The 26,895-nt window shown below is 54.2% G+C and carries 26 protein-coding genes; 16 read left to right on the plus strand and 10 right to left on the minus strand.

Features of this window, described 5'->3' with window-relative positions; translation table 11 throughout:
* The 3 genes from mlaD to Q0X64_RS00730 are packed head-to-tail and all read right to left on the minus strand — an operon-like array spanning nt 1 to nt 2,065.
* Complete coding sequence (gene mlaD, locus Q0X64_RS00720; RefSeq protein WP_297807662.1) at nt 1-465, minus strand: outer membrane lipid asymmetry maintenance protein MlaD; 465 nt, start codon at nt 463-465, stop codon at nt 1-3.
* Between the two features lie 2 nt (nt 466-467).
* Nucleotides 468-1,250, minus strand: a complete 783-nt coding sequence (mlaE, locus tag Q0X64_RS00725; RefSeq protein WP_297807664.1) for a lipid asymmetry maintenance ABC transporter permease subunit MlaE — start codon at nt 1,248-1,250, stop codon at nt 468-470.
* Nucleotides 1,247-2,065: an ABC transporter ATP-binding protein gene (locus tag Q0X64_RS00730; protein WP_297807666.1), complete on the minus strand. Its 819-nt coding sequence runs from the start codon at nt 2,063-2,065 to the stop codon at nt 1,247-1,249. Before Q0X64_RS00730 ends, mlaE begins: the two co-directional genes overlap by 4 nt.
* Nucleotides 2,066-2,274: 209 nt before the next feature.
* On the opposite strand from Q0X64_RS00730, the gene Q0X64_RS00735 reads away from it, so the two are divergent.
* Genes Q0X64_RS00735 through Q0X64_RS00745 form a run of 3 tightly spaced genes read left to right on the plus strand, consistent with a single transcriptional unit; the run spans nt 2,275 to nt 4,575 of the window.
* On the plus strand, nt 2,275-2,838 hold the full coding sequence (locus Q0X64_RS00735) for an SRPBCC family protein (RefSeq protein WP_297807669.1): 564 nt from the start codon (nt 2,275-2,277) through the stop codon (nt 2,836-2,838).
* The gene (locus Q0X64_RS00740) at nt 2,838-3,833 is read left to right on the plus strand and encodes a cytochrome D1 domain-containing protein (RefSeq protein ID WP_297807672.1); all 996 of its coding nucleotides are present in this window, start codon (nt 2,838-2,840) and stop codon (nt 3,831-3,833) included. Before Q0X64_RS00735 ends, Q0X64_RS00740 begins: the two co-directional genes overlap by 1 nt.
* Nucleotides 3,826-4,575: a class I SAM-dependent methyltransferase gene (locus Q0X64_RS00745; protein WP_297807674.1), complete on the plus strand. Its 750-nt coding sequence runs from the start codon at nt 3,826-3,828 to the stop codon at nt 4,573-4,575. Before Q0X64_RS00740 ends, Q0X64_RS00745 begins: the two co-directional genes overlap by 8 nt.
* A gap of 3 nt (nt 4,576-4,578) precedes the next feature.
* Here the strand turns inward: Q0X64_RS00745 and Q0X64_RS00750 are convergent, their stop codons facing one another.
* From Q0X64_RS00750 to Q0X64_RS00760, 3 genes are all read right to left on the minus strand, one after another.
* A complete protein-coding gene (locus tag Q0X64_RS00750) occupies nt 4,579-5,907 on the minus strand; it encodes a replication-associated recombination protein A (protein ID WP_297807677.1) in 1,329 nt (442 codons plus the stop codon).
* Between the two features lie 11 nt (nt 5,908-5,918).
* The gene (gene lolA, locus Q0X64_RS00755) at nt 5,919-6,554 is read right to left on the minus strand and encodes an outer membrane lipoprotein chaperone LolA (RefSeq protein ID WP_297807679.1); all 636 of its coding nucleotides are present in this window, start codon (nt 6,552-6,554) and stop codon (nt 5,919-5,921) included.
* 61 nt (nt 6,555-6,615) lie between these two features.
* Nucleotides 6,616-8,913, minus strand: a complete 2,298-nt coding sequence (locus tag Q0X64_RS00760; protein WP_297807682.1) for a DNA translocase FtsK — start codon at nt 8,911-8,913, stop codon at nt 6,616-6,618.
* 132 nt (nt 8,914-9,045) lie between these two features.
* Between Q0X64_RS00760 and trxB the strand changes: the two genes are divergently transcribed.
* From trxB to Q0X64_RS00780, 4 genes are read left to right on the plus strand one after another with little or no spacing between them, the layout of a single operon-like run.
* Entirely contained in the window at nt 9,046-9,981 is a 936-nt protein-coding gene (gene trxB, locus Q0X64_RS00765; protein ID WP_297807685.1) for a thioredoxin-disulfide reductase, read from the plus strand.
* A gap of 53 nt (nt 9,982-10,034) precedes the next feature.
* Nucleotides 10,035-10,481, plus strand: a complete 447-nt coding sequence (locus Q0X64_RS00770; RefSeq protein WP_297807688.1) for a universal stress protein — start codon at nt 10,035-10,037, stop codon at nt 10,479-10,481.
* Between the two features lie 6 nt (nt 10,482-10,487).
* Nucleotides 10,488-11,765 (plus strand): MFS transporter, encoded by a 1,278-nt coding sequence (locus Q0X64_RS00775; RefSeq protein WP_297807690.1) that lies wholly within the window; start codon nt 10,488-10,490, stop codon nt 11,763-11,765.
* A gap of 60 nt (nt 11,766-11,825) precedes the next feature.
* Nucleotides 11,826-12,860 carry a GGDEF domain-containing protein gene (locus Q0X64_RS00780; protein ID WP_297807692.1) on the plus strand — a complete coding sequence of 345 codons (1,035 nt, stop codon included), beginning with the start codon at nt 11,826-11,828 and terminating at the stop codon, nt 12,858-12,860.
* Here Q0X64_RS00780 and Q0X64_RS00785 read toward each other — a convergent pair.
* Together Q0X64_RS00785 and Q0X64_RS00790 are read right to left on the minus strand one after the other, a co-directional pair.
* A complete protein-coding gene (locus Q0X64_RS00785) occupies nt 12,857-13,132 on the minus strand; it encodes a hypothetical protein (RefSeq protein WP_297807696.1) in 276 nt (91 codons plus the stop codon). The genes Q0X64_RS00780 and Q0X64_RS00785 overlap by 4 nt on opposite strands.
* A gap of 1 nt (nt 13,133) precedes the next feature.
* Nucleotides 13,134-14,378 (minus strand): M48 family metallopeptidase, encoded by a 1,245-nt coding sequence (locus Q0X64_RS00790; RefSeq protein WP_297807698.1) that lies wholly within the window; start codon nt 14,376-14,378, stop codon nt 13,134-13,136.
* A gap of 104 nt (nt 14,379-14,482) precedes the next feature.
* Here Q0X64_RS00790 and orn point away from each other — a divergent pair, with 104 nt between their 5' ends.
* The 6 genes from orn (at nt 14,483) to phrB (ending at nt 20,077) form a co-directional block, all read left to right on the plus strand.
* Complete coding sequence (gene orn / locus Q0X64_RS00795) at nt 14,483-15,040, plus strand: oligoribonuclease (RefSeq protein ID WP_297807700.1); 558 nt, start codon at nt 14,483-14,485, stop codon at nt 15,038-15,040.
* A gap of 97 nt (nt 15,041-15,137) precedes the next feature.
* Nucleotides 15,138-15,281, plus strand: coding sequence for a DUF2256 domain-containing protein (locus Q0X64_RS00800; protein ID WP_297807883.1), 144 nt, complete (start codon nt 15,138-15,140; stop codon nt 15,279-15,281).
* Nucleotides 15,278-16,744: an exonuclease domain-containing protein gene (locus tag Q0X64_RS00805; RefSeq protein ID WP_297807702.1), complete on the plus strand. Its 1,467-nt coding sequence runs from the start codon at nt 15,278-15,280 to the stop codon at nt 16,742-16,744. The genes Q0X64_RS00800 and Q0X64_RS00805 overlap by 4 nt, the downstream gene beginning before the upstream one ends.
* Entirely contained in the window at nt 16,741-17,136 is a 396-nt protein-coding gene (locus tag Q0X64_RS00810) for a DUF3429 domain-containing protein (protein WP_297807705.1), read from the plus strand. The genes Q0X64_RS00805 and Q0X64_RS00810 overlap by 4 nt, the downstream gene beginning before the upstream one ends.
* A complete protein-coding gene (locus tag Q0X64_RS00815; RefSeq protein WP_297807708.1) occupies nt 17,136-18,683 on the plus strand; it encodes a cryptochrome/photolyase family protein in 1,548 nt (515 codons plus the stop codon). Before Q0X64_RS00810 ends, Q0X64_RS00815 begins: the two co-directional genes overlap by 1 nt.
* The gene (phrB, locus tag Q0X64_RS00820) at nt 18,680-20,077 is read left to right on the plus strand and encodes a deoxyribodipyrimidine photo-lyase (protein WP_297807711.1); all 1,398 of its coding nucleotides are present in this window, start codon (nt 18,680-18,682) and stop codon (nt 20,075-20,077) included. Before Q0X64_RS00815 ends, phrB begins: the two co-directional genes overlap by 4 nt.
* On the opposite strand, the gene Q0X64_RS00825 is transcribed toward phrB, so the two are convergent.
* Together Q0X64_RS00825 and queG are read right to left on the minus strand one after the other, a co-directional pair.
* The gene (locus Q0X64_RS00825) at nt 20,074-22,017 is read right to left on the minus strand and encodes a methyl-accepting chemotaxis protein (RefSeq protein ID WP_297807713.1); all 1,944 of its coding nucleotides are present in this window, start codon (nt 22,015-22,017) and stop codon (nt 20,074-20,076) included. The genes phrB and Q0X64_RS00825 overlap by 4 nt on opposite strands.
* 60 nt (nt 22,018-22,077) lie before the next feature.
* Complete coding sequence (gene queG / locus Q0X64_RS00830; RefSeq protein WP_297807716.1) at nt 22,078-23,148, minus strand: tRNA epoxyqueuosine(34) reductase QueG; 1,071 nt, start codon at nt 23,146-23,148, stop codon at nt 22,078-22,080.
* Nucleotides 23,149-23,194: 46 nt separating this feature from the next.
* Here queG and Q0X64_RS00835 point away from each other — a divergent pair, with 46 nt between their 5' ends.
* The 3 genes from Q0X64_RS00835 to Q0X64_RS00845 all read left to right on the plus strand — a co-directional run bounded on the left by Q0X64_RS00835 (nt 23,195) and on the right by Q0X64_RS00845 (nt 26,597).
* Nucleotides 23,195-24,685 carry an NAD(P)H-hydrate dehydratase gene (locus Q0X64_RS00835; RefSeq protein ID WP_297807717.1) on the plus strand — a complete coding sequence of 497 codons (1,491 nt, stop codon included), beginning with the start codon at nt 23,195-23,197 and terminating at the stop codon, nt 24,683-24,685.
* Between the two features lie 11 nt (nt 24,686-24,696).
* Nucleotides 24,697-25,152 carry a tRNA (adenosine(37)-N6)-threonylcarbamoyltransferase complex ATPase subunit type 1 TsaE gene (gene tsaE / locus Q0X64_RS00840; protein WP_297807719.1) on the plus strand — a complete coding sequence of 152 codons (456 nt, stop codon included), beginning with the start codon at nt 24,697-24,699 and terminating at the stop codon, nt 25,150-25,152.
* Nucleotides 25,153-25,250: 98 nt separating this feature from the next.
* The gene (locus Q0X64_RS00845) at nt 25,251-26,597 is read left to right on the plus strand and encodes an N-acetylmuramoyl-L-alanine amidase (RefSeq protein ID WP_297807720.1); all 1,347 of its coding nucleotides are present in this window, start codon (nt 25,251-25,253) and stop codon (nt 26,595-26,597) included.
* Nucleotides 26,598-26,895: the final 298 nt, after the last annotated feature.

Genomic DNA, 26,895 nt, shown 5'->3' on the forward strand with positions numbered 1-26,895 from the left:
TTACTCACCTTCTGCTTTGCTGTAGAGGAACTGTCCGATTACCTGCTCCAGTACCAGGGCAGGTTGGGTGAGGTATATGACATCACCACTCTGTAAAAATTCTTCCTCGGCCCCGGCTTCGAGACCGATGTATTGTTCACCCAGAAGGCCGGCAGTGTAGATACTGGCAGCGGTATCCAGCGGGATATTATCGTACTGGGAATACATATCGATAGTGACTTCAGCATTGTAGCTTGTCGGATCGAGACTGATATCCGCAACGCGACCGACACGCACACCGGCCATAGTTACCGGCGCCCGAACCTTGAGCCCACCAATATTCTGAAATTCCGCAGTGACCTGGTAACCGGCCTCATCGGCGTATTCGCCCAGATTGCTGACTTTCATGGCAAGCATGAAAAGCGCGGCAATGCCCACGGCAACAAACATCCCGACGATAATTTCGGTACTCTTATTCTGCATCATTTTTATTCATCTCCAAACATCAACGCAGTCAGCACAAAGTCCAGCCCCAGGATAGCAAACGCGGAGTGCACCACTGTGCGCGTCGTTGCTCTGCCAACCCCTTCAGAGGTCGGTGTGGCATCGTAACCTTCAAACAAAGCGATCCAGGTCACAACAAAACCGAAGACCACACTTTTGATAACACCATTCATAATGTCATCGTAAAAATCTGTTTTAGCCTGCATCTGTGACCAGAAGGCCCCATCATCCACGCCCAGCAAACCATGCCCCACGAGGAATGCCCCGATGATGCCCACAGCACTGAAAATCGCGGCCAGGATAGGCATGGAAATCAGGCCGGCAAGAAAGCGTGGCGCAATAATACGGCGAATAGGATCCACAGCCATCATTTCCATGCCAGACAGTTGCTCGGTACTTTTCATAAGACCGATTTCTGCGGTCAGCGCCGAACCGGCCCGACCGGCAAATAACAGCGCGCTGACCACCGGTCCCAACTCACGTACCAGTGACAAGGAGACCAGCACGCCCAAAGATTCTTCGGCGCCGAAATCAACCAGCGTATTATACCCCTGCAGGCCCAGCACCATGCCTACGAACAGACCGGAGATCAGAATAATCAACAGTGATAACACACCGACCGAAAATAACTGTTGAACCACCAGCGAAAAGCGCAGGAACAGACCGGGAATACCGGCCAGCATGTGCATCAGGAAAATATGACCACGCCCCAGTCGCTCGAAGGCACTCAGGCCCCAGCGTCCCAGGCTCCGAATCAGGTTAATCATGCATATTCCTCGGGCTTGAGTAAGTCATCGGCGAATTCCGGACCGGCGTAGTGGAAAGGTACCGGACCATCAGGCAGCCCCTGCATAAACTGCTGAACCCACTGGGAGCCTGAACGCTTGAGCTGCACCGGTGAGCCCTGTTCAATGACCTTACCGCCAGATAGTAAATAGATGTAGTCGGCAATCTCGGCGGTTTCACTGACATCATGAGAGACCACGATACTGCTCAGGCCCATGGCATCGTTGATACGATGAATCAGATTCACCAGCGTGCCCATGGAAATCGGATCCTGACCGGTAAATGGCTCGTCATACATGATCATCATCGGCTCCAGTGCCATTGCCCGGGCCAGTGCGACGCGTCGCGCCATACCGCCGGATAATTCGCTGGGATGCAGGTTGCGGGCATTTCGCAGCCCAACTGCCTGCAGCTTCATCAGCACCAGATCACGAATCAGCGTTTCCGGCAGGTCGGTATGTTCTCTTAACGGGAAGGCGACATTGTCGTAAACGTTGATGTCAGTCAGCAGGGCACCGCTCTGGAACAGCATGCCCATTCGTTTACGCAACTCGTAAAGTTCGGAACGGGACAGCTTGTGTACGTCCTGACCATCCACCTCGATAGTGCCTTTGTCTGGACGCAGCTGACCACCAATCAGTTTCAGCAAGGTGGTCTTGCCGGTACCACTCGGGCCCATGATAGCCGTGACTTTGCCGCGCTGAATATCAATGTTCACGCCTTCAAAAATGGCACGGTTACCACGATAAAAGTGCAAGTCCCTGATCTTTATCAGTGGCACGGGTTTCTCCAGCATCTATTTAGTCATCAATTAAAGGCCGTTAATTTTGGTGAATAAGCCAAACTAAGTCAAATCTCCGTATGGAAAAACGCGACCTTATCCGCTAGAGTGTGCACTCCAGTTTCTGGTGAACGGGAATAATTCACCTTGGAGTTTGTTCATATTCCGTTCAGACTTCCTGTGCTAATGTCCCTAACACATTCATAATAAATCGGAGAGATATAATGAAGAAGTTGTTACAGTTCTTTGCTCTGGCCATGATGGTTGTCCCTATGCTGGCCACCGCTCACGGCCCGACCCGTCAGCAAGTCAAGGAAACCGTTTTCATCAATGCCAGCCCGGAAAAAGTCTGGGAAATGGTCGGTGATTTCAGTGGTCTTCACAACTGGCACCCGGCTGTTGCCAGCACCGAACTGAAAGGCGATAACATGCGTGTTTTGACCCTGAAAGCGGAAGGCAACCCAACCATCACTGAAGAGTTGGATAAGCTCAACGACGAAAAAATGATGATGATCTATAAGATCGAAGAAATGAGCGTTGTTAAAACCATCGAATTCAACAGCCAGGAAACACCTTATTACACCCTGCCTGTGACCAACTACAAATCATGGCTGTCAGTGAAAGCCAAAGACGGTGGCTCAGAAGTGATGTGGAAAGGTAAATTCTACCGTTCATTCATGGCCAACCCACCAGTGCCTGAAGGTCAAAGCGACCAGGACGCAGTGGATGCCATCACCGGTGTTTACACTTCCGGCCTGAACAATCTGAAAGCCATTCTGGAAAAATAATGCTTTCAGCATTGGTTCAATCAATCAAAAAGGCGACCCTGTTTCGGGTCGCCTTTTTTGTTATCAGCGCCTCGGTTCTCAGTGGCTGTTTTGGTGATGACAAGCAATATGCCTTTATCACCAATCAACTGGCGAATAATGTCAGCGTGATTGATACCACCAGCAACCAGGTGATCAAGCAAATCCCGGTGGGTGAGAGCCCGGCAGGTATTGCGCTCAGCCCCTCGGCCAGGATGGCTTTTGTCACTAACCCTGACAGCCAGACGGTATCGGTCATTGACCTGGAGACGCTGGAGCAGACCAAAGAAATCAAAGCCGGTCCGGGTCCGGTGGGCATTGTGGCCAATCAGCAAGGCAGCGAAGTCTATGTCGCCGACTGGTATGACAACAATATCAGTATCATCAACCCTGAGTCCGGTGAAATCAGTCAACGCATCAGCGTCGGTCAGTCACCGGCTGGCATGGTGCTGGATGAAGCGCGTCAACGGCTTTATGTGGCCAACCGTGATGATAATGCGGTGGCGTTTATCGACCTGGAAAGTCATCAGGTGGTACGCAGTGTTGAAACCGGTGAAGCTCCCTTCGGTCTGGCCCTCACCCCTGACGGTCAGTTTCTCTACAGCGTCAATGTGCAAAGCGGTGATGTCACTGTGATCGATACCCGGGAAGCAGAGGTAGTGACCACCATTCCGGTCGGCGAATGGCCTTATTGTGCGGCCGTCAGTCCCCACGGCAAAAAGCTCTATGTCACCAATCAGGATGACAGCTCGCTGTCTGTGATCGATGTGGCCAGCAACAAAGTCACCAGCACCATTGCGGTGGAAGACACCCCCGAGGGCGTGGACACCACCAAAGATGGAAGCCGGATATATGTGGCCAACTGGGGTAATGGCACCGTTTCAGTCATTGATGCTGCCACCGAGAAAACGCTGCAGGTGATTCAAGCCGCCAAGGGCAGTCGCGCCTTCGGCCGCTTTATCAGCGAACTTGACTGACTTGCTCGACTCCATTGCAGTGCTGGATGAACAGGCGCTGGCTGAAGCCCGGCGCCTGTCCCGGCAACTGGCCATTCCCATTAAAACTACTGATGACTCGCTGGCCCAGTTACGCCTCGGTGGTAGCCTCAGTCTGAATATTCCCGGTCTCGGCAAAACCTTTGAAATTGACTTTGCCAGTGGCAAATACGCGCACCGGCGTCGCTTCGGTGGCGGCCGTGGTCAGCCGCTGGCCAAGGCGATTGGCCTCAAGCAGGGCCAATCACCCAGAGTGATTGATGCGACCGCCGGTTTCGGCCGCGATGCCTTTGTACTCGCCAGCCTGGGCTGTGAAGTCACCATGCTGGAGCAGAACCCAGTAATGAGCCTGCTGCTGGCTGATGCCTTGAAACGAGCCCAAGCGACGGCCGAGATTGTCGATATTGCTGAGCGCATGAGGCTTGAGCAAACCGATGCGGTTGATTACCTGCAGCAAACAACTACCACAGCTGATGTCATTTATCTGGACCCCATGTATCCATCACGGGAAAAGTCGGCTTTGGTGAAAAAAGACATGCAGTTGCTGCATCAACTGGTGGGGGCCGATACCAACAGTGCGGCATTACTCGCGGTGGCCAGGCAAAAAGCGCTCAAGCGGGTGGTGGTAAAGCGTCCCAAAGGCGCTGGGTATGTTGGTGAACAAAAGCCCGCTGCCAGTATCGAGAGCAAAAATACCCGCTACGATCTGTACCCGACCATCTAGCGCTTATTTTTTGTACTGCTTATCCAACTCACGCAGCCGCGCCAGCTTTTCCGCCATCTTGATTTCCAGTCCACGGTTAACCGGCTGGTAATAGCTGCGATCCTGCATGGTATCGGGGAAATACTGTTCACCCGCCGCATAGGCATCAGGTTCATCGTGGGCATAGCGGTATTCCTTGCCGTAGCCCAGTTCTTTCATCAGTTTGGTCGGCGCATTACGCAGATGCACCGGCACTTCCGCACTGCCATGGCTCTTGGCATCGTTCATCGCCGCTTTGTAGGCGACATACACCGCATTACTCTTCGGTGCGCAGGCCAGATAAGCCACGGCCTGGGCAATCACCAACTCGCCCTCGGGGCTGCCCAGTTTGTCGAAACTCTCCCATGCATCCAAGGCAATGCGTAAGGCCCTGGGATCGGCATTACCGATATCTTCCGATGCCATACGCACCACCCGCCGCATCAGGTAGACCGGATCACAGCCGCCATCCAGCATCCGGCACAGCCAGTACAAAGCCGCATCGGGCGCTGAACCACGCACGCATTTATGCAAGGCCGAAATCTGGTCGTAAAAGGCTTCGCCACCCTTATCGAAACGGCGAATAGTGCCGGATAGGACTTCAGCCAGATCATTATCATCAACTTCATTCTGGCCTTTACTGTCTGCCAGATCCACGGCAATTTCCAGCAGGTTGAGCACCCGCCGTCCATCGCCATCGGCAGTCTGGGCCAGTTGATCACGTAGCGCATCCGACACCGAGATCCCGCGCTCTGCCAGCCCCAGTTCAGCATCCGCCATGGCGCGATCAATGATCTGTCTGAGATCGTCGGCCTCCAAGGACTTCAGTACATAAACCCGAGCACGGGATAATAAGGCGTTATTAAGTTCAAACGAAGGATTTTCGGTGGTGGCTCCAATCAGGGTGAAGGTGCCGTCCTCAACATAGGGCAGAAAAGCATCCTGTTGGGATTTGTTGAAACGGTGTACCTCATCGACAAACAACATCGTGCGCCGGCCTTGCTCCTGTTGCAGTTGCTGGGCTCTGGCCACCGCGGCCCGGACATCTTTGACCCCGGCCAACACCGCTGAAATGGTGACAAACTCGGCATCGCAATAGCCGGCAATTAGCTTGGCCAGCGTGGTTTTGCCGGTGCCGGGCGGCCCCCAGAAAATCATTGAGTGCGGGTGGCCCGAGGCAATGGCCTGGCGCAGGGGTTTGCCAGCACCTAACAGATGATGCTGGCCGATATACTCATCCAGGTTTTTGGGACGCATGCGATCAGCCAGTGGACGGCTGGCCAGATCATCCTCTACTTGGTCGAATAAGCTCACTGTGTCTCAGATTACTGTTGTTCTTCACCCACTACATCCACACCTTCGGGCGGAGTAAAACTGAAGGTATCTCTGGCGAATTCAGGGTTTTCCTCAACCTGGGTGAAGGTCAGGCGGGTACGCTGATCAAAGCTGTCACGCATAATCATTTGCGACAAGGCATCGCCATCAAAGGCCAGGGTCACTGCCTGAAAGCTGGCTTCACTGTCTTTAGGGCTCAGTTCTACCCAGGTCAGCCCATCATCCGAAGGCAAGTTCTGGATATGATACTGGTCAGCGGGCACCGACTGACCGGACAGCAGACTGGCCGGCGTTTCTGCCAATGCCTGTTGCTGCGGCTTCACCGTCACCTGTTCCAGATCTACATCGTAAAACCAGATTTGCTCACCATCAGCCACGATTTGCTGCGGATAGGGCTGGGCATAGTCCCAGCGGAACTTGCCAGGGCGCGCTAACTGGAACTCGCCCTCGGCCTGTTCCAGCACATTACCGTCGGTGTCGATCACGGTCTGTTCAAAGTGCGCAGAGAAGGTCTGGACCTGCGCGACGAACTGATTGAGCTTATCTTCACCGTGTTCAGCGGCGTTAACAGCAAAGGCCAGAAACTGGGACATTGCCAGCACCAGCAGGGCTTTAAAAAAGGTCATTAAACGACTCCGTTGTCCTGTGTTATTTGAGCAGACTGCCGGGCTTGCAGCGGGGTTCCCGCTAATCACGCGGAGGCGGTGCCAGCACTTCCCGGCTGCCGTTCCCCTGCATGGCCGACACCACACCGGCGGCTTCCATGGCTTCAACAATGCGAGCCGCTCGGTTATAACCGATCTTAAGGCGACGCTGCACCCCGGACACAGAAGCTCGACGGGTTTCGGTCACTACCTGCACAGCCTGATCGTAAAGCGGATCGGACTCAGCATCACTGGGATCGCCCAGTCCGCCTTCACCTTCATCACCGGCCGGATCCTGAGTAATTTCTTCCAGGTAGTTGGGCGCGGCATTTTTCTTCAGATGTTCAACCACGGCGTGCACTTCATGGTCGTCAACAAAAGCACCATGCACCCGTTCCGGCAGACCACTGCCGGGAGGCAGATAAAGCATATCGCCCTGCCCCAGCAACTGCTCAGCACCCATCTGATCAAGGATTGTGCGTGAGTCAATGCGTGACGAAACCTGGAAAGCAATCCGGGTCGGAATATTGGCCTTAATCAGGCCGGTGATAACATCGACTGATGGCCGCTGCGTGGCCAGAATCAGGTGAATACCGGCGGCCCGGGCTTTCTGTGCCAGTCGGGCAATCAGTTCTTCCACCTGCTTGCCGACCACCATCATCATATCGGCCAGTTCATCGATCACCACCACGATAAACGGTAAAGGTTCAAGCGTCGGGGCCACTTCACCCGGCTCAACGTCGATTGTCGGATCTTTGATAGGTTCACCACGCTCAATCGCTTCACGGACTTTTTTGTTATAGCCGGCGATATTACGCACGCCCAATGCCGCCATCAGAGGATAACGACGCTCCATTTCTGCCACACACCAGCGCAGAGCATTGGCGGCCTCTTTCATATCGGTGACCACTGGTGCCAGCAAATGCGGAATATCTTCGTAGACCGACAGTTCCAGCATCTTGGGATCCACCATGATCATGCGCACCTGCTCCGGTGTCGCCTTGTAGAGGATACTGAGGATCATCGCATTAACAGCGACCGACTTACCGGAACCAGTGGTCCCCGCCACCAGCAGGTGGGGCATTTTTTCCAGATTAGCGACAATCGGCCGGCCGGCAATATCTTTACCCAAGGCCAGCTCCAGCAGGGATTTGCTGTTTTCATAACCTTCAAAGGCCAGAATTTCGCGCAGCCGAACCATCTCCCGGGTTTCATTGGGAATTTCCAGACCCACCACCGGTTTGCCGGGAATCACTTCGACAATACGCACACTGCTCACCGACAGGGCGCGGGCCAGATCTTTGGCCAAACCGCTGATACGGCTGACCTTAATACCCGGCGCAGGCTGCAGTTCAAAGCGGGTGACCACCGGTCCTGGCTGCACTTCCACCACCTGCACAGTAACGCCGAAGTCCTTGAGCTTGAGCTCTACCTGGCGTGACAGGGCCTGCAATACTTCTTCGCTGTAACCGTTATTACTGGCCTGGGCTTTATCCAGCAAGGCCAGTGCCGGCATACCGGGTGCATCCGGCGTTTCAAACAGCGGCACCTGTTTTTCTTTTTCCTCGCGCTTGCTGGGCTCTTTCTTATCCAGCACCGGTTCAATCCGCACCTTGGCTTTGTGCTGCAGTTTATCTTTCTGTTCGCGGAACGTTTCTTCACGCTGTTGGCGGGTACGGCGCGCCTGCAGGTTTTCTTTCATTTCCCGCAACCAGCGGCTGACATGCACTACCGCAATCATCGCCACACTGCCCAGCTTGTCGATCACCATCAGCCATGACAGGCCGGTAAATAAAGTCACACCGGTAAGCAGCACCGCCAGCAGAAGCAGACTGGTGCCGGAGGCGCCAAACACAGACTCAAAACCTTGGCCGACCACTTCACCCAAAACACCGCCAGCGCCCATCGGCAGCAACTGGGCATGAAGGTTGAGGCTGAGGGCTGACAAACCACTGGCCGCCGCCAGCGCCATCAGCAGGCCCACCATTTTCAACACCCAGAAATGCAGCGCATCTTCACTGTCTGCACGACGTCCCCAACTGAATAGCAGCCAGCCGGAAAAGCCCACCATGAAAGGGAACAGATAAGCCGGGAAGCCAAAGCCATAGAGCATTACATCGGCAAGCAGTGCGCCGACGATACCGCCACTGTTCGCCACCAGATCATCTGCCCCTGTCGTTGACCAGCCCGGATCGGTAGGTTCATAAGTCCATAATGACAGCAGCAGATAAGCAGCCAGCGCGACCGCCAGGATCAGGGCTGCTTCACGTAGGCGAAATCCCACTGCGCCATCGCTATCATTCTGTTTCTTTTTGTCATTGACTCGCGTCGCCTGTGCCACTGTAATATTTCCAACTCAGCCAATAAATTAACGTCTGATTTTAACACAGCTTTTGAACTAAGATGCTTGTTCAAAGTCACAGCAGTGGTTACTCTACCCCAGTATTCAATCATCCTTTTGGAGGCAATCTCTATGGCAGACGCCAAACACTGTCGTTTACTCATTCTGGGCTCAGGCCCGGCCGGCTACACAGCAGCGGTCTATGCTGCGCGTGCTGCACTGGATCCCGTGCTGGTAACCGGCATTGAACAGGGCGGTCAGCTCACCACGACCACCGATGTCGATAACTGGCCCGGTGACGATGAAGGTGTGCAGGGTCCGGAACTGATGCAACGCATGGAACGCCATGCTCAGCGCTTTGGCACCGAGATTGTTTTTGATCACATTCACACCGCAGATCTCAGTCAGCGTCCATTCAAACTGACGGGCGATGCCGGTGAGTACACCTGTGATGCGCTGATTATCGCCACCGGCGCTTCTGCCAAGTACCTGGGCATGGAGTCGGAAGAAAACTTCAAAGGTCGCGGTGTTTCTGCCTGTGCCACCTGTGACGGCTTCTTTTATAAAGGCCAGCCGGTAGCGGTGGTTGGCGGTGGTAACACCGCGGTGGAAGAAGCTTTGTACCTGTCCAACATCGCCTCTAAGGTCACCGTGATTCACCGCCGGGACTCCTTCCGCGCCGAGAAGATCCTCACCAACAAGCTGCTCAAGCGGGCCGAGGAAGGCAATGTGGAAATCCTCTGGGATCATACCCTCGATGAAGTGCTGGGTGACGATGCCGGTGTGACCGGTATTCGGGTCAAGAGCACCCAGGATGACAGTACGCAGGAAGTCGATGTGCAGGGTGTTTTTATCGCCATCGGTCACCAGCCCAACACCGGCATTTTTAAAGAACAGCTGGAAATGGAGCATGACTACATCATTCTCAAGAAAGGAACCGAAACCAGTGTGCCGGGCGTATTTGCTGCTGGTGATGTGTCAGACCCGGTTTACCGCCAGGCGGTGACTTCAGCCGGGGCCGGCTGTATGGCGGCGCTGGATGCGGAACGCTTTCTCGACACCGACTAAAGACTTACAATGAAGGGGCAGTTAACTGCCCCTTTTTTGTTGGAGGATAGCGCATGGACTCAGACTATCAACACATCCTGATCGCCGCCGACTTTTCCAGCCACAGTGATGAAGTCTGCAGCAAGGCCCGGCAACTGGCGGAGCGCAATCATGCCCGGCTCAGTATCTGCCATATCGTCGAAGACTTCCCGCTCACCGATTTTGCCTACGAACCGATGATCAGCGTCGATATCGATATGCGCGATGCCTTGCTTGAAGCCGGCAAAAAGCAATTGACCAAACTGGCCGATACACTGGGCATTGCCGCCAGCCAGCAATGGGTGGAATGTGGCAGTCCGGGACATGACATCGTGCGCATCGCCGATGAACAGCAGGTCGATTTGATCGTGGTCGGCTCTCACGGCCGTCGTGGCATCAAAATGTTACTGGGCTCAACCGCCAATGCCGTTTTACACCATGCCCACTGTGATGTGCTTGCAGTCAGACTCAGGGACGACTAACTTTTCGTGAAACAATCCAGCCTGCTGGACACCGCCAGACTCCCCGGCTTTATGAGCTTTCTGGCGGTGGCCTTTATCAATGCCATGGTCGATCTCGGCCATAAAATCCTGATCCAGAACACCATCTTCAAGGTTTATGATGATGCCGCTCAGGTGGCACTGACCGCTGTCGTCAATGCGCTGATCCTGCTGCCATTTATTCTGTTATTCACCCCCGCCGGCTTTCTCTCAGATCGCTTTGCCAAGCCGCTGCTGATGCGCTGCACCGCTTTTGCCGCGATCCTGATTACCCTGCTGATAACGCTCGCCTATTACCAGGGCTGGTTTGTTTTTGCCTTTGGCATGACGCTGGTTCTTGCTGCACAAAGCGCGCTCTATTCTCCGGCCAAATACGGTTATATCCGAGAACTGGCGGGCAAGGATCGCCTGTCGTCCGCCAATGGATTTATTCAGGCCACCACGATTGTTGCCATACTCAGCAGTATTTTTCTGTTCAGCATTGTGTTTGAAAATCAGCTCAAGGGGCTGAGTTATAACAATGAGGCGCAGCTTATTCAGCATATCGCCCCGGTTGGCTGGCTGTTGGTGGCATTAAGCGTGATTGAATTTATTCTGGCCTGCCGACTGCCGCTCACGCGATCTGAGACTGCCGCGAAACGCTTTGACTGGCAACGTTATCGGCGCGGTCACATCCTGCGTGAAAACCTGGGGCAGATTTATCGCAACCCGGTTATCTGGTACGCCATACTGGGCCTGTCTATGTTCTGGGGGATCTCGCAGACCTTCCTCGCCACCTTCCCGGCCTTTGCCAAAATTCGTCTGGCTGAGGACAACACCATTATCATCCAGGGCCTGCTGGCCTGCTCCGGCATCGGCATTATTATCGGCTCAATGATTGCTGGCAGTGGCCAAAAAGGTCATATCAAAACCCGCTTGATACCGCTGGGCGCTATCGGCATGTGTGCGGTGCTGTTTATGATTCCCCATCTTGCCTCGACCGCGGCGTTTGCGCTGGCTATTCTGGCTTTCGGTCTGTTTGGCGGGCTATTTATCATCCCCCTCAATGCTCTGATCCAGTTACACGCGCCGATACAGCAACTGGGCACCATCCTGGCTGGTAATAACTGGATTCAGAATATCGTTATGATCAGTTGTTTACTGATTACCCTGGCCGCGGCCACGGCTGCCATCGCCAGTCAAATCATGATTCAATCTATTCCGGTGATAGCACTGGTCTTGGCACTGATCCTGGCGAGACGATCTGCTCGCGCACGACAGACTTGATATTGCTCAGTAAATAAGTAATTCTTATTGCCATGCAATCTACTGAGGCGAGTATTGAAAGTGACTAAAATATCGTCGTTCCCCCCGCTTTATGATCATGAATTTCAGCAAGCATCCGAAAATTTACGACGAACACTTCCACTCGTTAACCAGCACAAAACGCCGGTCAACCCCGTCAATTACGCAGTTTGGTACGAATATGTCTCCGGTGATAATGCCCAACTGAGCGAGGCCATTGACCGCCGTCTGCAGAAAAACGAACCCATCACTGCCGAGTTGACCCAGCAGCTTTATGAAAAATTTGTGCTGATGGATATGCCCGGCCGCCTCAGCCAGACCAATAATGGCCTCAAGCTGGTTGTCGATAACACGCTGGAAAACATCAACCGCGCCGAAGCCGCCGCCACCCAGTACAGCAGCGGACTCAACCAGAGCCAGTCACAACTGGAACAATGCAGTGATGTGCAGGAGTTAAAGACCTTGGTCGGTCAGATCCTCAGCAATACCCAACAGCTGAGTCAGAGCAGCAGTGAACTGCGCAGTGAACTGTCTCGTTCAACCGAAGAAATCATGAAACTGCGTGAAGAATTAGAGGCCGTCAAACACTCAGCCCGAACTGACAGCCTGACCGGGCTACTCAACCGCGGCAGCTTTGATCAGGAACTGGCTGGCCTGTGCCGCGATCAGAACCTGAATTTCTCCCTGGCTTTGTTCGATTTGGATAACTTCAAACGCCTTAACGACACCTTTGGTCACCTGGTGGGTGACAAAGTGCTGCAGTATTTTGCCTCTGTGCTGAATCAGTTCCGTGATGATATTCATATCACCGCCCGTTTTGGCGGTGAGGAAATGGCGATGCTGTTTGTGCACAGTAGTCTGGAAGAATCTTTTATTATCGCTGAGACCATCCGCGAGAAGTTTGCTGCCAGCCGTCTCAAACGCAAGGACAGTGAGGAGTCCATCGGCCAGGTAACCGTCTCAGTCGGCATCAGCCAGATGCAGGCAGGTGACCAACCTCACGACCTGATTGATCGTGCTGATAAGGCGCTCTACAAATCCAAGGCCGACGGCCGCAACAGGGTCAATTTCTTCTAAAAGTTATAGAAGCGTTGACGCAGGTAATCAACCACGGCCTGCTGTTGCGATTTATCCCAGCTCACATCGGCGGCTTTTGTGCAATAAGCCACCCGCTTTTTCAGGCCATCCAGGCTTTTCACCGTGCGATCTCCGCGTGTGTAGAGTTGATTGGGATCACCACCGCCCAGCGACGCATGGCACTGCAGGCAGGCTGAATCATGCAAAGCCTTGCCCTGTGCCAGCGTCACGCCACTGGAGGCTATCATCACTAACAGCAGCGCCAGTCGCATATCAGGCGGTATTCGACTGCAGGTGAGCGATGCGCAATGCCGCAGGCGGATGCGAATCATAGACTGCAGAAACCAGCGGGTCCGGCGTCAGCGTGCTGGCATTTTCCTGATACAAGGCCACCAGCGCGGCAATCAGATCATCAGCACTGGCGACAGAGGCAGCGTAATCATCGGCCTCATACTCGTATTTGCGAGACAGCGACGTCATCAGCGGATGCAGAAAAAACAGGAACACCGGAATGACCAGCATGAAAAGCGCCAACGCCATGGCATTGGATTCCGTGCTGACACCCAGTCCCTGATAGAACCAGCTCTGGCCCGAAGCCCAGCCCAGCAATGCCAGGCCCAACAGACTGATAGCGGCCATCACCAGCATGTTTTTAACCACATGCTTGCGGCGGAAATGCCCCAGTTCGTGGGCCAGCACGGCCTCAATTTGATCTTCATTGAGGGTATTAAGCAGCGTGTCAAAAAACACAATCCGCTTGTTACTGCCCAGGCCGGTGAAATAAGCATTACCGTGGCCACTGCGGCGCGAACCATCCATCACGAAAATGCCCTGGCTTTTGAAACCACAGCGGCTCAACAGGTTTTCGACCCGCTGTTGTAACTGGGCATCCTCCAGCGGGGTGAACTTGTTAAATAAGGGCGCAATAAACGCCGGGTAAGCCCACATCATCAGCAAAGCAAAGCCCATCCAGGCAGCCCAAAGATACAACCACCAGAGTTGACCGGCACTACCCATCATCCACAACGCGACCCATACCAGCAGGCCGGCTACCACCAGCATCAAAATGGTTTGCTTGATAAAATCAGAGAAAAACAGGCCCGGCGTTTGCCGGTTAAAACCGAACTTGTCCTCCAAAACAAAAGTTTTGTAATAAGACAGCGGCAGTTCCAGCAGCGAACCAATCAAAAGGAAACTCAAAAAGAACAGCACCCCACTCAGCATCGGGCCCATGCCGAACGGCTGCCAGGCACCGAACAACAGTGCCAGGCCCCCACCCAAAGTCCAGATCAGCAGGATTGCTGAGCCGAATACGGTTTCTGTGCGCTTGAACTTGCCTTTGGCTACGGTGTAATCCGCCGCTTTCTGATGCGATGCCAGGCTGATTTGCTCTTTGAAGGCCTTGGGAACCTCATTGCGGTGCGCCGCGACATAACGGCCCTGCCTGAACGACAACCACAATTCCACCGCGGTCATCAAGGCCACGGCAGCCAGAAATATCCAACTGAATTCATTCATACTTTAAGCCCAAGTTTCCTCTATTAAATGTCATGCAGAGTAGCTTTTGATACACTCTGAGGCAAGTTAGTTCACTCACCGCCCTTAAAGCAAAGACGAAACCCATGGCCAAAAGCAAAAATAACCTGATCTGGATTGACCTGGAAATGACCGGTCTTGATACCAACAATGACTACATCATTGAAATTGCCACGGTTGTCACCGACAGCCAATTGAACGTGATTGCCGAAGGCCCGGTGTTCGCTATTCACCAGCAGGATGCCATACTTGAAAGCATGGATGAGTGGAACACCCGTCAACACGGTAAATCCGGCCTCACCGAGCGGGTTCGTAACAGCAACATGACTGAGTCACAGGCCGAGGCCGAGACCCTGGCGTTTTTGCGTGAGCATGTTCCGGCCGGGGTGTCCCCCATGTGTGGCAACAGTATCTGCCAGGATCGCCGCTTTCTGGCCCGTTGCATGCCGGAGCTGGAAGCCTTTTTCCACTATCGCAACCTGGATGTCAGCAGCTTCAAGGAGTTGGCACGGCGCTGGGCGCCCAAGGTGGAAAAAGCCTTCAAGAAAAATGCCTCTCACCTGGCCATGGATGACATCCGTGACTCCATCCGTGAGCTGGAACACTATCGCGAACATATGATCAAAGTGCCGGAAAGCGTCTAAGCCTAATCATTGCCTTGTAGCTGTGACATAGCACATGTTCACCCGCTTTTCACAGCGGCAGATTCACATTAAGCGCAGATCTCAAGATACTTGTGAAATCGTGCACGCTAAAAGTCATCTCCCCAGCAAAATCTGTGTAGTTTGTCAGCGCCCCTTCAACTGGCGCAAAAAGTGGGCGCGTGACTGGCCACAGGTGAAATACTGCTCGCAGCGATGTCGCCGCAATGCGAGTCAGCAGTGAGCGATTTGTCTGCCTTTCCGGACAAGATGGTGTTGCTCGACTGCGAGACTACCGGCGGCCGCGCCAGCCGTGACCGACTCACCGAAATCGCCCTGATTGAGATTGAAAATGGCGAGGTAGTCGATCGCTGGCAAACTCTGATCAATCCGCAGATTCCCATTCCGCCCTGGATCACCCGGCTGACCGGTATCCACCAGGGCATGCTGGAGAACGCCCCTGCTTTTGATGAGATTGCTGATGCGCTGTTCACACGCCTGCAGGGCAAGGTGATTGTTGCCCACAATGCCCGCTTCGACTTCAGTTTTCTCAAACAGTCTTTTGCCCGCTGCGGTCTGCAGTTGAGTAGTAAAACGCTGTGCTCAGTCAGGCTGAGCCGCAAGCTTTTTCCTCAGTATCGACGTCATGGCCTGGATCGTATTATCGAAAGACTAGGGATCATTATTGATGACCGCCATCGCGCCATGGCTGATACCGAGGTCATCCTGGCTTTTTTCCGTTATATCAGCGAAAACATACCGGATGCGCAGATTACAGCAGCCTGCAATGAGTTACTGAGACGTCCCAGCCTGCCCAGTCACATCAGCCAGCAGCAGATAGATGCCCTGCCCGAAGCTGCCGGCATATACCGTTTCTATGACAGTGAAGGTGGCCTGCTTTACATCGGCAAGTCCGTCAATATCCGTGAACGGGTGTTGAGCCACTTCAGTCAGGATCATCAGAGCGCCAAAGAGCTGGATATCAGCAAGCAACTGCACCAGATTGAATTCCAGCAGACACCGTCTGACTTTGGTGCCCAGTTGCTGGAAAACAGTGAAATCAAAACCTTGTCGCCGCGCTACAACCGGCGTCAGACCAAAACCCGCAAGCTCTATCAACTGCTTCTGAAACCTGACAACCAGGGCTATCACCAGCTGGAAACCGTGGCCACCGAGATGACGGCGCTGGCCGATATCAGCACCCGTTTCGGCCTGTTTCGCAGCCGCAAACAGGCGGAGAAAAAGCTGCTGGATCTGGCCCAGCAATTTCAGCTTTGTCAGAAACTCTGTGGCATCGAAAAACGCCAGCGCGGGGCCTGTTTCGGCTATCAGCTTAGTCAATGCAAAGGCGCCTGTTGCGGCAAAGAAGATGCCGCCCACTACAATCTGCGCCTGCAACTGGCGCTGCAGGGCCTGAAAAATGAACAGTGGCCGTGGCCGGGACCGGTCCTGGTGGAAGAACATCCGCTGAGCGAAGATTTTGATGGCGTCCACTATCACCTGATTGACCAGTGGTGTTATCTGGGTCAAGTACGGGATCAGGAAGACTGTCATCAAATACTGGCCGAGCTTCGTCATAACCCGCCATTTTTTGATCTGGACAGTTACAAAATCCTGGTGCGTTTTCTGCTGACGCCCACCCGGCAAAAACATCAGCGACTCAGCATCAAACCTTTTTCATCCACTGATAGGGAGTCTGTGTCATGAGCTCACAGCATCGATATCTTGGCTACGGCGGCCTGATTCCTTTCGTACTGCTGGCGCTGGCAAGCCTGTTCAATATCGATCATGCCACGCCGTTTTTGCTCAGCTATGCGGCGCTGATTTTCAGTTTTCTGGGCGGCATACTGTGGGGACACAGCCTGCTGAGGGCTTTACCTGCCCATGTCAGTCTGGTTTCTGTCAGTTGCATGTTGTGGGCCTGGGTGTGGTTGTTGATGCCCGCTTATAACTGGCTGTGGCTGGCTGCCCTGTCCTTCGTCGCGCTGTGGCTATACGAATGGCTGCTGTTACGGCCTTATATCAAGCCGGACTTTTTGAAAATGCGTGGTCAATTATCAATGATTGCCGCACTATCACTGCTTGTTGCCGGTTTCTGATGGCTTTGCGACTCAACCTTATCCTTGGCGATCAACTCAATGCCGAAAGCCTGATCTGGCAGGACTGTGATGCCAGTCAGGATCTTTTCCTGATGGCCGAAGTCAAAGCAGAATCGACGCAGACACCGTCAAGCAAACAACGCACGGCTTTGTTCTTATCGGCCATGCGGCATTTTGCCGACAACATTAAAGCCGACGGTTACAAGCTGATTTATTTCAGCATTGACCAAGGCATCAGCCGCTTTGCTGATGCGCTTGAACGCTGCTTTCAAAAACAGGATGTTGATGAGCTGCGCTGCGTGTTGCCCGGCGATGTAGCGGTAGTCAAAGAAATTGAACAAAGCTGTAAAAAGCATCAGGTGAGACTCTCCTGGCTGCCCGATAATCATTTTATCGCCCGCCGCGGTGAGTTCAGCGACTGGCTGGGCGAGCGTAAACAACCGCGGATGGAACACTGGTACCGGCATTTACGGCGTGAACACCAGATTCTGATGGAAAAAGATGAACCTTTAGGCGGTCAGTGGAATTTTGATAAGGACAACCGCAAGAGTTTTGCCAAAGCCGGACCTGAGGCCGTGCCGGAAGACGTAATTTTCGAACCTGACAAACTCACCGAGCAGGTCATCGCTGATATTGAACGTTATCTGCCCGATCTGCCGGGGCGGCTGGACAGCTTTAACTGGCCAGTTACACGGGAGCAGGCCATGCAGCAACTGGATGACTTTATCCATCAGCGTCTGCCGCTGTTCGGTGACTTCCAGGATGCCATATGGACGGATGAGCCTTTTCTTTACCATGCGCGGCTGTCAGCCAGTCTCAACCTGAAACTGCTGGGGCCGATGGAAGTCATTCAGGCTGCCGAACGGGCTTACCATGATGGTCAGGCTCCGCTCAATGCCGTGGAAGGGTTTATCCGCCAGATCCTGGGCTGGCGTGAGTACGTGCGCGGGCTCTACTGGAGTTATCGTGACAACTGGCTCGATTACAATGCTTTGGATGCTGACCAGGATTTGCCCTGGTTTTACTGGGATGGTGATACCTCAATGACCTGCATGCAACAGAGTCTGTCACAGGTGCTGGAGAGCGGTTATGGCCATCACATCCAGCGACTGATGGTCACCGGCCTGTTTTCTCTACTCTGGGGCGTCAAACCGCAAGCCATTCACCGCTGGTACCTGGGCATGTACGTGGATGCTGTTGCCTGGGTGGAAATCCCCAACACCATTGGCATGAGCCAGTATGCTGATGGCGGTATCGTCGGCTCCAAGCCCTATATCGCCAGTGGTGCTTATATCAACCGCATGTCCAACTACTGCAGCCATTGTCAGTACCAGCCCAAACAGGCTGCCGGCGAGAAAGCCTGTCCTTTCACTACACTTTACTGGTCTTTTATCGACAAGCATCAGGACAGACTGTCGCGCAATCCACGGCTGGGCATGCAGGTGCGTAACTGGTACAACAAGGGCGAACAGGAGCAACAGCAGATCCGGGAACGCAGCGTGTGGCTGTATCGTAACCTGGATAAAAACAACAAGGAGCAAACATGAGTGCCACCCAACTGGTCTGGCTGCGCAATGATTTGAGACTGGATGATAACCCGGCGCTGAACCTCGCCCAGCAACAGGGTGATATTGCGGTGGTGTTTGTCGCCAGCCCCGGTCAATGGCAACAGCATGATGACTCGCCTGCCAAACTGGGCCTCAAAGCAGCCAGCCTGAAAGATATCAGCGCACAACTGGCGCAAAAAGGCATCGATTTGCATCTTGTCGAGGCCGACTTTTTCAGCGATGTGCCCGGCAAACTGGAAACACTGTGCCGACAACAGGGCTATACCGCACTCTGGTTCAACCAGGAAACACCACTGGATGAGCGCCGGCGGGATCAGGCGGTGTGCGAATTGTTGCAACAGGAAGGTCTGGAAACCCATGCCCTGGCCCCGGATCTGCTGGTATCGGCCCCGGTATTAACCCAGCAGGATGAGGCCTTTAAAGTCTTTACCCCTTATTACCGCCGCTGGCTGCAAATCCTGCAGGATCTACAACAGCCCCCCTATCCGGCACCGGAAAAGCAGGGCAAGAAGCTGACATTTGAATTTGATATTCCCGACTGGGCCGGCGACTACCGCGATGATCTGTGGCCTGCTGAAGAGGAGGCCGTGCTGGATAAGCTCAGCCGCTTCTGCGAAAAACGTCTTAAGGCCTACCCTGATGACCGTGATTTTCCGGCGCAACCGGCAACCAGTACCCTGTCGCCCTACCTGAGCATTGGCCGACTCGGCCCGCGTCGTCTGCTGCACAGTATTCAGTATCACTGTTTGCAGCAGGATCTGCACTGGCAGGACAATGACTGGCTGCGGGAACTGGCCTGGCGCGACTTTTACCGCCAATTAATGCTGCATTTCCCGCGACTGAGCATGGATAAACCATTCAAGCCGGAAACCGAGCAGGTGGTCTGGCGTGATGATGAAGCGGGCTTTCAGGCCTGGTGCGAAGGCCGCACCGGCTTCCCTATCGTTGATGCGGCGATGCGACAACTCAAGCAAACCGGCTGGATGCATAATCGCCTGCGCATGATCACGGCCAGCTTTCTGACCAAGCTGCTGTTGATTGACTGGCGCCGGGGCGAGCAGTTTTTTATGCAACATCTGGTGGATGGCGAATTCGGTGCCAATAATGGTGGCTGGCAATGGAGCGCTTCCACCGGCTGTGATGCTGCGCCCTACTTCCGGGTGTTCAACCCCACCCGCCAGTCCGAGCGTTTTGATCCCGACGGCGAGTTTATCCGCCGTTTTGTGCCGGAATTGTCATCGCTCAAAGGCAAAAAAATCCATGATCCTGACGATGAAACCCGCCAGGATCTGGACTATCCACTGCCGGTGGTGGACTACAAAATGGCCAGAAAACGGGCCATTGATACTTTTGCTGACCTTAAAAAGGACTAGTCGGCTTGCTTTAATTGCCGCACTAGTTGGGCCAGTGTCTGACTGATCCGGGTCAGGCTGAGACCAGCCTGGTTGATGTCAGCAACATGCTGGTCCACCTGCTCCGAGTCAGTTTTGATTTGCTCGGTGGTGCGGGCAATCTCATCGACGGTAGTCGTTTGCTGCTGGGTGGCCGTAGCAATCGCGGCATTGATCTGGTTGATATTATCCATGGCTGACACCACCGGCTCCATAGCTGAACTGGCTTCGGTGGTCTGTTTGGCACAATCTGCCGCAGCCTGGCTCTGGCGCGAGACAATGGCTGTTGCTTCAGATCCCGACTCGGTCAGTTGCTCAATAATCACGCGAATTTCCTCGGTGGACTGCGTCGTCCTCGAAGCCAGTTGCCTGACTTCATCGGCAACGACGGCAAAACCACGGCCGTGCTCACCGGCACGGGCTGCCTCTATCGCCGCATTCAGGGCCAGTAAATTGGTTTGCTCGGCAACACCCTGAATCACTTCCAGCACCGCCCGGATATTATGACCATTCTGTTCCAGTCGCCCCATCACCGTTTCCACATCCAGCAAATCGGCAGCCAGTTTATCGCTGGCCTGCGTCGCCTGCTTGAGCGTGGCTCGGGCCGTCAGTGTTGATTCATTCGCCTGGCTGGCTGACAAAGCCGCCTGACTGGCATTGTCCGCCACTTCCTTAAAGGAATACGACAACTCGGTCACCGCCGTCGCGACCTGGTCGGTGGCAGCATTTTGCTGGCGGGTCAGTTCCGACGTTGAAGCGGACACGGCTTGCAGGGATTCACTGGCACCGGTCACTGTTTCCGCCTGCGTTTCCAGCTTGGCGATAAGCTCAGCCAGATAAGCCTGTAAATGATTGGCCGACTCGGCGACCGAGCGGGGTTCGGCGAAACGCGTGGTCGTGGCCATCGGCTGACGGTAATCACCTTTGAGCATGGCGCGGAAAAAACGCTCGGTCTGCAGCAAAAAGGTAAGGGTTTGTTTTTGCATTAATCCCTGTGCGGCCACGGCAATCACGATGAATAACAAGGCGACCAGCATGGCCCAGCGAACCTGGCGGGTAATATCGGCCTTGATACCGCTGATTTGCTGCTGAGCATTATCCAGCACTGACTGCAGGACCAGAATTTGCTGGTTCAGCGACTGACGGCTGGCATTGACCTGTTGCTGTAATTCGACGGTGTTAGCGATCTCTTTTTCATAGCGGCGGGTCAGAGTCTGCAGCGAGGAGATACTCAACTCACCGATTTCGTCGGGCTCCTCCGGGATCAGCGCTTCCTGATTGACCTCGGTATAAATTTCAAAGCGCGGCATGGACTCCAGCGTAGAAACCAGTTCGCCGAACTGTTTATTCTCGCTCAGTAAAGCCTGCTGCTGGCCTTCGCTCTGCTGTTCAAAATAGGCCTGGCGTTGCTGCGACAGGCTATTGAGGCTTTGCCCCATTTCGGCCAGCGTGGCCAGAAACACCGTCTGCTCCTCACTGAACTGGAAGCCGGCCTGTTTAGCATAATCGACCAGCATGCCGATATCTCCGGCCCGTTCGCGCTCATTGTTAATCAGCAAAGCCTGCGGATTTGCCGCCAGCTTGCCGGCAGCACGAACCTGCTGCACCTGCTCCTGCAGCTTCACTATGGCGCTGTCTATTTGCTGATTATCCTGCTCGCTGAGCCAGTCAATGGATTGCTCCCGCAAGCCATTCAAGCGGGTCTCAGCCTGCTGCAGCAAATCGGCATTGCCTGATGCCAGGTAGCGTTCGAGCAGGTTTCTGACTTCAATATCAAAGGTGTTGCGGTATTGCTGAAATGACTCGGCAATCTGGTAGGGTTTATCAAGCTGGCGCCAGCCCCAGACACCTATCACTGAGGAAATGATTAATAGCGCGACAATAGCCAGGGTCAGTGCGCGCGACACATGGGACAGTTTCATAAATTCGCCGGTAAGCTGAGTAAAAGCAACCTGCGAGCGTACCGCTTACCGATGACAGCTTTATGACAGACCGTGCTGTTTCAGCGCCCAGTTGACGTGCTCACGAACCAGCGCTGATGGGTGATCCTGTCTCTGTTTTAACGCACTCACCACCGCTGTCGAGCTGTCGGCATTACCCAGCGCCACCGCAATATTACGCAGCCAGCATTCATAGCCAATGCGTCGTATCGGGCTGCCTTCCAGCTTCTGCAGAAAGTCCTGCTCGGTCCAGTTAAATAAATCCAACAGTTGCGGTGCATCCAGCCCCTCGCGGGGCAGATAGTCGGGTTCGACTGTGGATTGCGCATATTTATTCCACGGACAAATCAACTGGCAATCATCACAGCCATAGATGCGGTTCCCCATCAAAGGCCGGAACTCTTCCGGTATCGAACCCCGCAATTCAATAGTCAGATAGGATATACAGCGCCGCGCATCGACCTGATATGGCGCCACGATCGCCTGTGTCGGGCAAACATCGAGGCAGGCTGTGCAACTGCCACAATGGGCCGTGGTTGAATCGGTCAGGGGCAATGGCAGATCGGTGTAGATTTCCCCCAGGAAAAAATAGGAGCCGTGATCCCGGTTCAGCACGTTGCTGTGTTTGCCAATCCAGCCAATGCCGGCTTTTTCGGCAATCGCTTTTTCCATCACCGGGGCACTGTCGGTAAACACCCGGTAGCCCATGGGCCCGATTTCACGTTCAATTTTAGCGGCCAGCTTGGCCAGGCGTTTACGCATCAGTTTGTGATAGTCACGGCCCAGTGCATACCGCGATATAAAAGCCTTGTCGCCATCCGCCATCACTTTCCAGGGTTCGGCGGCTTCGCCCGGCCAGTAGTCCATTCGAACGCTGATGACCCGTAGCGTTCCCTCGATCAACTGTTCGGGACGCGTTCTTTTGCTGCCGTGCTTTTCCATGAAGCTCATCTCCCCATGGAAACCTTTTGCCAGCCAGTCCTGCAGATGGCGCTCGGCATCAGACAGATCGATATCGCTCACACCCAGCGCCTGAAACCCGAAAGATCGGGCCCAGCGCTGCATGCGCGACAGTAAATCCTGCTCCGCGATGGCTGTTTTATTTTCTGTCATGCACGTTATTATAAAGCGGTATCCACTCTGATCCGGGATTAGCTCTATGCGCCACCTGCCCCATGAACTTTACAGCGCCGCACAAACCCGTGAAATTGACCGAACCGTTATTGAACAGCACCATATCCCCGGTGCCCGGCTCATGGCAAATGCCGGGGCGTCTGCGCTGGCATTACTCAAGCAACTATGGCCACAGGCGAGGAAGCTTGTGGTGGTCTGCGGCGGCGGCAACAATGGCGGGGATGGCTATGAACTGGCCCGCCAGGCGCTGCTGGAAGACTACCAGGTAAGCCTGTTTGAACTCGGCAAGGCTGACAAAATGAGCGATGAAACCCGCGCTGCCCGTGAGGCGCTGCAGGCACTGGGAGATCATATTCAGCCTTTTACAGGATCGCTGCCCGGGGCTGATGTGCTGGTTGACGGACTGTTTGGTACCGGCCTGGATCGTCAGGTGGCCGGTCTTTATGCCGATGCCATCGCCGCTTTAAATCAACAGACTGATACGCCGGTGCTGTCACTGGATATTGCGTCGGGCATTGATGCCAATACCGGCAATAAAATGGGCGTAGCGGTACAAGCCTCAGCCACCCTCAGTTTTATCGGACTCAATACTGGTTTGTTCACTGGCGACGGCCCCGCTTACAGCGGCGAGGTCTATTTTGAATCGCTACAAGTCCCGGCATCGGTCTATCAAAGCTTCACTCCCACCGCCCGGCGGATAGATCTGGATGACTTCATAGCTTTACTGGGCCCACGTCAGCGAAATGCCCACAAAGGCCATTTCGGCCATCTACTGATGATCGGTGGCGATCTAGGCATGTCCGGTGCTGTGCGCATTGCTGCCGAGGCCGGCGCCCGGGTTGGCGCGGGGCTCAACAGTGTGGCGACGCGCAGTGCACACAGCACAATCCTTAATCTGGCCCGGCCTGAACTGATGTCTCACGGGGTAGAGGATGCTGATGCGCTAAAGCCTTTACTGAAAAAAGCCAGTGCGCTGGTACTGGGACCGGGATTGGGCCAAAGCCGCTGGAGTCAGCGCCTGTTTGATAAAGCGCTGGATAGCGATTTACCCATTGTGCTTGATGCTGATGGCCTCAATCTGCTCAGCCATAACCCGCATCAGCGCGATAACTGGGTGCTGACACCACATCCCGGTGAAGCCGCCCGGCTGCTCGGCTGCAGCACTGCCGAGGTTCAGACTGACCGCCTGCGTGCGGTCAATGCCATACAGACCCGCTATGGGGGCGTAGTGGTACTCAAAGGCGCCGGCACCCTGATTGCGGATGGCCAGCCATTGATTCACTTGTCAGACAGGGGTAATCCGGGCATGGCCAGTGGCGGCATGGGCGATGCATTGTCCGGCATCATCGGCGGCCTGCTGGCACAGCATTTCAGTCCCATTCAGGCAGCCTGCGCCGGCGTTATGCTGCATGGTATGGCGGCTGACAAAGCTGCCGAACAGGACGGCGAACGTGGTATGCTCGCGATGGATTTAATGCCGCACCTGCGGCAACTGGTCAATCTTCGATATGAATAAGCAGGACTGTTTTGCAACGATTTCTGGCAGATGAACAAGCCACACTGGCTCTGGGGGCGGAACTGGCAAAGGCCTGTCCCGATGCGCTGATTCAGCTTCACCTGGAGGGAGAACTGGGCGCCGGTAAAACCACGCTGACACGCGGGTTTCTGCGTGCATTGGGGCATGAGGGCAAGGTCAAAAGTCCGACCTACACGCTGGTAGAGCATTATCAACTTCAGCAGAGGCCGCTTTATCATTTTGATCTATACCGCGTCAGTGATCCGGGTGAACTCGAGTTTCTGGGGCTCGATGATTACCTTTGCGATAATGCCATCTGCCTGATTGAGTGGCCGCAACGCGGTAGTGAGTATTTACCAGAAGCAGACCTTGTGATTCGGCTCAGTTATCAAAAACAGGCCCGTCAAGCCGAGATCGTGCCCTTAACAGAACGGGGCAAACAGATTTGCGGAAAACTTCACAATTAGTTCAAGTTTTGACGCTATCTTGCTTATTTAAAAAGAAAACTTGATTTTTAACTACGGCATCGACAAAATATCAATCAAGTCGATTTAAGGATGATCAGATGCTCCGTTTCCTGCTGAGTATTTTTCTTTTGCTAACCAGTGACCTGGCCTGGTCGGATTCCGTTCAGGGCATTCGTGTGTCACATGATGATACCAGCGCCCGTCTGGTATTCGATCTGGATGCCAATGCCCGCTACAACACATTTACGCTGGAAAACCCGCACCGTCTGGTCATCGATCTGAAAGACTTCACCCAGCACGACAAGCTGATTATTCCCTCGCTCATTAATACGCCGGTTAAGTCTGTCCGTTATGCCGCCTATGACCGTCAAACGCTGCGGATCGTGCTGGATCTGGCACATAAAGTGGAATACCAAACCCAGACACTGAGGCCCAATCAGGGCTACCCGCACCGGCTGGTTGTGGACCTGGACTACACCGCCAGCCAGGAAAAGCAGGCATTAATCGCCGCCAAACAGGAACAAAAGCAGGAAACTAAGCAGACGCCGGCCCAGCAACAGCAAGCCAAGGCCAGCGAGGTGAAGCAAAACAAGGTGCTGCCACGTCGGGATATCGTGATTGCGATTGACCCGGGCCACGGCGGCCAGGATCCCGGTGCTATCGGTCCGCGCGGCACTCAGGAAAAAGATATTGTGCTGTCAGTGGCAAAACGACTGGCCAAGCTGGTTGATCAGGAGCCGGGTATGCGCTCTTACCTGACCCGCGATAAGGACGTCTTTATCAGCCTGCGCCAGCGCATTCGCCGCGCCCATGAAAACGGCGCGGATATGTTTATTTCCATTCATGCGGACGCTTTCCACAAACGCAGTGCCCGAGGGTCTTCGGTCTATGTACTATCCGAACGTGGCGCCAGTAGTGAAGCAGCGCAAATCCTGGCTGACCGCGAAAACGCCGCCGATCTGGCCGGGGGCATCAGTCTGGAAGACAAAGATGACCTGCTGGCCTCGGTGTTACTGGATCTGTCGCAGACTGCCAGCCTGGAAGCCAGTCTGGAAGTTGCCAATACCGTGCTTTCCGGCCTTAAACGGGTCGGCCATGTACATAAAAAACAGGTCGAATCCGCTGCTTTTGTGGTGTTGAAATCACCCGATATTCCCTCGGTCCTGGTAGAAACGGCGTTTATCTCCAACCCAGATGAGGAAAAAAGACTGCGCACCTCTGCGCACCAGAGCAAACTGGCCCATGCGATGATGGTCGGCATTCGTAATTATTTCCAGCGTAACCCGCTGCCGGGTACAAGTGTGCCGCAACAGCACATTGTCAGTGCCGGCGATACCCTGAGCATGATTGCCCAGCGCTATCAGGTCAGCATGGCTGATATCCGCAGCGTGAACGGCTTGTCGAACACCACGTTGCATATCGGTGATGTACTGAAAATCCCCTAGACCTCAGTGGCTGATTTCATACACCACAGAGGCACAGAGGTCACAGCGTTTTTCTTCATGATTTGTTCAGTTCTTTATGGTTCCTTTTTTTGACCGGGCTGGATTGCCGCGTCTCTGCCGCTCCTCGCAATGACGGTTATCTTGGCATTTGTCTGGTGTAGCATCAGTCCTGATGGTCTCACCCCGTTTATAGCTGTGATTTTTAACAAGAGTGAACACTCACAAAACGCTGTGGGTATTTTTGGTGAAAATTTCTCTGTGTCCTCTGTGCCTCTGTGGCTAAAAAATGCTCCAAACT

It is taken from the genome of uncultured Methylophaga sp., assembly GCF_947259025.1.
Classification (GTDB): Bacteria; Pseudomonadota; Gammaproteobacteria; order Nitrosococcales; family Methylophagaceae; genus Methylophaga.

Excerpts from the sequence above, each read along its gene's own strand:
- trxB (WP_297807685.1), top strand. The coding sequence starts at position 9,046 with ATGGCAGACGCCAAACACTGTCGTTTACTCATTCTGGGCTCAGGCCCG.
- mlaD (WP_297807662.1), bottom strand. The coding sequence starts at position 465 with ATGATGCAGAATAAGAGTACCGAAATTATCGTCGGGATGTTTGTTGCC.
- Q0X64_RS00835 (WP_297807717.1), top strand. The coding sequence starts at position 23,195 with ATGCGCCACCTGCCCCATGAACTTTACAGCGCCGCACAAACCCGTGAA.
- Q0X64_RS00730 (WP_297807666.1), bottom strand. The coding sequence starts at position 2,065 with ATGCTGGAGAAACCCGTGCCACTGATAAAGATCAGGGACTTGCACTTT.
- Q0X64_RS00740 (WP_297807672.1), top strand. The coding sequence starts at position 2,838 with ATGCTTTCAGCATTGGTTCAATCAATCAAAAAGGCGACCCTGTTTCGG.
- mlaE (WP_297807664.1), bottom strand. The coding sequence starts at position 1,250 with ATGATTAACCTGATTCGGAGCCTGGGACGCTGGGGCCTGAGTGCCTTC.
- Q0X64_RS00810 (WP_297807705.1), top strand. The coding sequence starts at position 16,741 with ATGAGCTCACAGCATCGATATCTTGGCTACGGCGGCCTGATTCCTTTC.
- Q0X64_RS00815 (WP_297807708.1), top strand. The coding sequence starts at position 17,136 with ATGGCTTTGCGACTCAACCTTATCCTTGGCGATCAACTCAATGCCGAA.
- Q0X64_RS00735 (WP_297807669.1), top strand. The coding sequence starts at position 2,275 with ATGAAGAAGTTGTTACAGTTCTTTGCTCTGGCCATGATGGTTGTCCCT.
- Q0X64_RS00770 (WP_297807688.1), top strand. The coding sequence starts at position 10,035 with ATGGACTCAGACTATCAACACATCCTGATCGCCGCCGACTTTTCCAGC.
- orn (WP_297807700.1), top strand. The coding sequence starts at position 14,483 with ATGGCCAAAAGCAAAAATAACCTGATCTGGATTGACCTGGAAATGACC.
- queG (WP_297807716.1), bottom strand. The coding sequence starts at position 23,148 with ATGACAGAAAATAAAACAGCCATCGCGGAGCAGGATTTACTGTCGCGC.
- lolA (WP_297807679.1), bottom strand. The coding sequence starts at position 6,554 with ATGACCTTTTTTAAAGCCCTGCTGGTGCTGGCAATGTCCCAGTTTCTG.
- phrB (WP_297807711.1), top strand. The coding sequence starts at position 18,680 with ATGAGTGCCACCCAACTGGTCTGGCTGCGCAATGATTTGAGACTGGAT.
- Q0X64_RS00790 (WP_297807698.1), bottom strand. The coding sequence starts at position 14,378 with ATGAATGAATTCAGTTGGATATTTCTGGCTGCCGTGGCCTTGATGACC.
- Q0X64_RS00825 (WP_297807713.1), bottom strand. The coding sequence starts at position 22,017 with ATGAAACTGTCCCATGTGTCGCGCGCACTGACCCTGGCTATTGTCGCG.
- Q0X64_RS00845 (WP_297807720.1), top strand. The coding sequence starts at position 25,251 with ATGCTCCGTTTCCTGCTGAGTATTTTTCTTTTGCTAACCAGTGACCTG.
- Q0X64_RS00785 (WP_297807696.1), bottom strand. The coding sequence starts at position 13,132 with ATGCGACTGGCGCTGCTGTTAGTGATGATAGCCTCCAGTGGCGTGACG.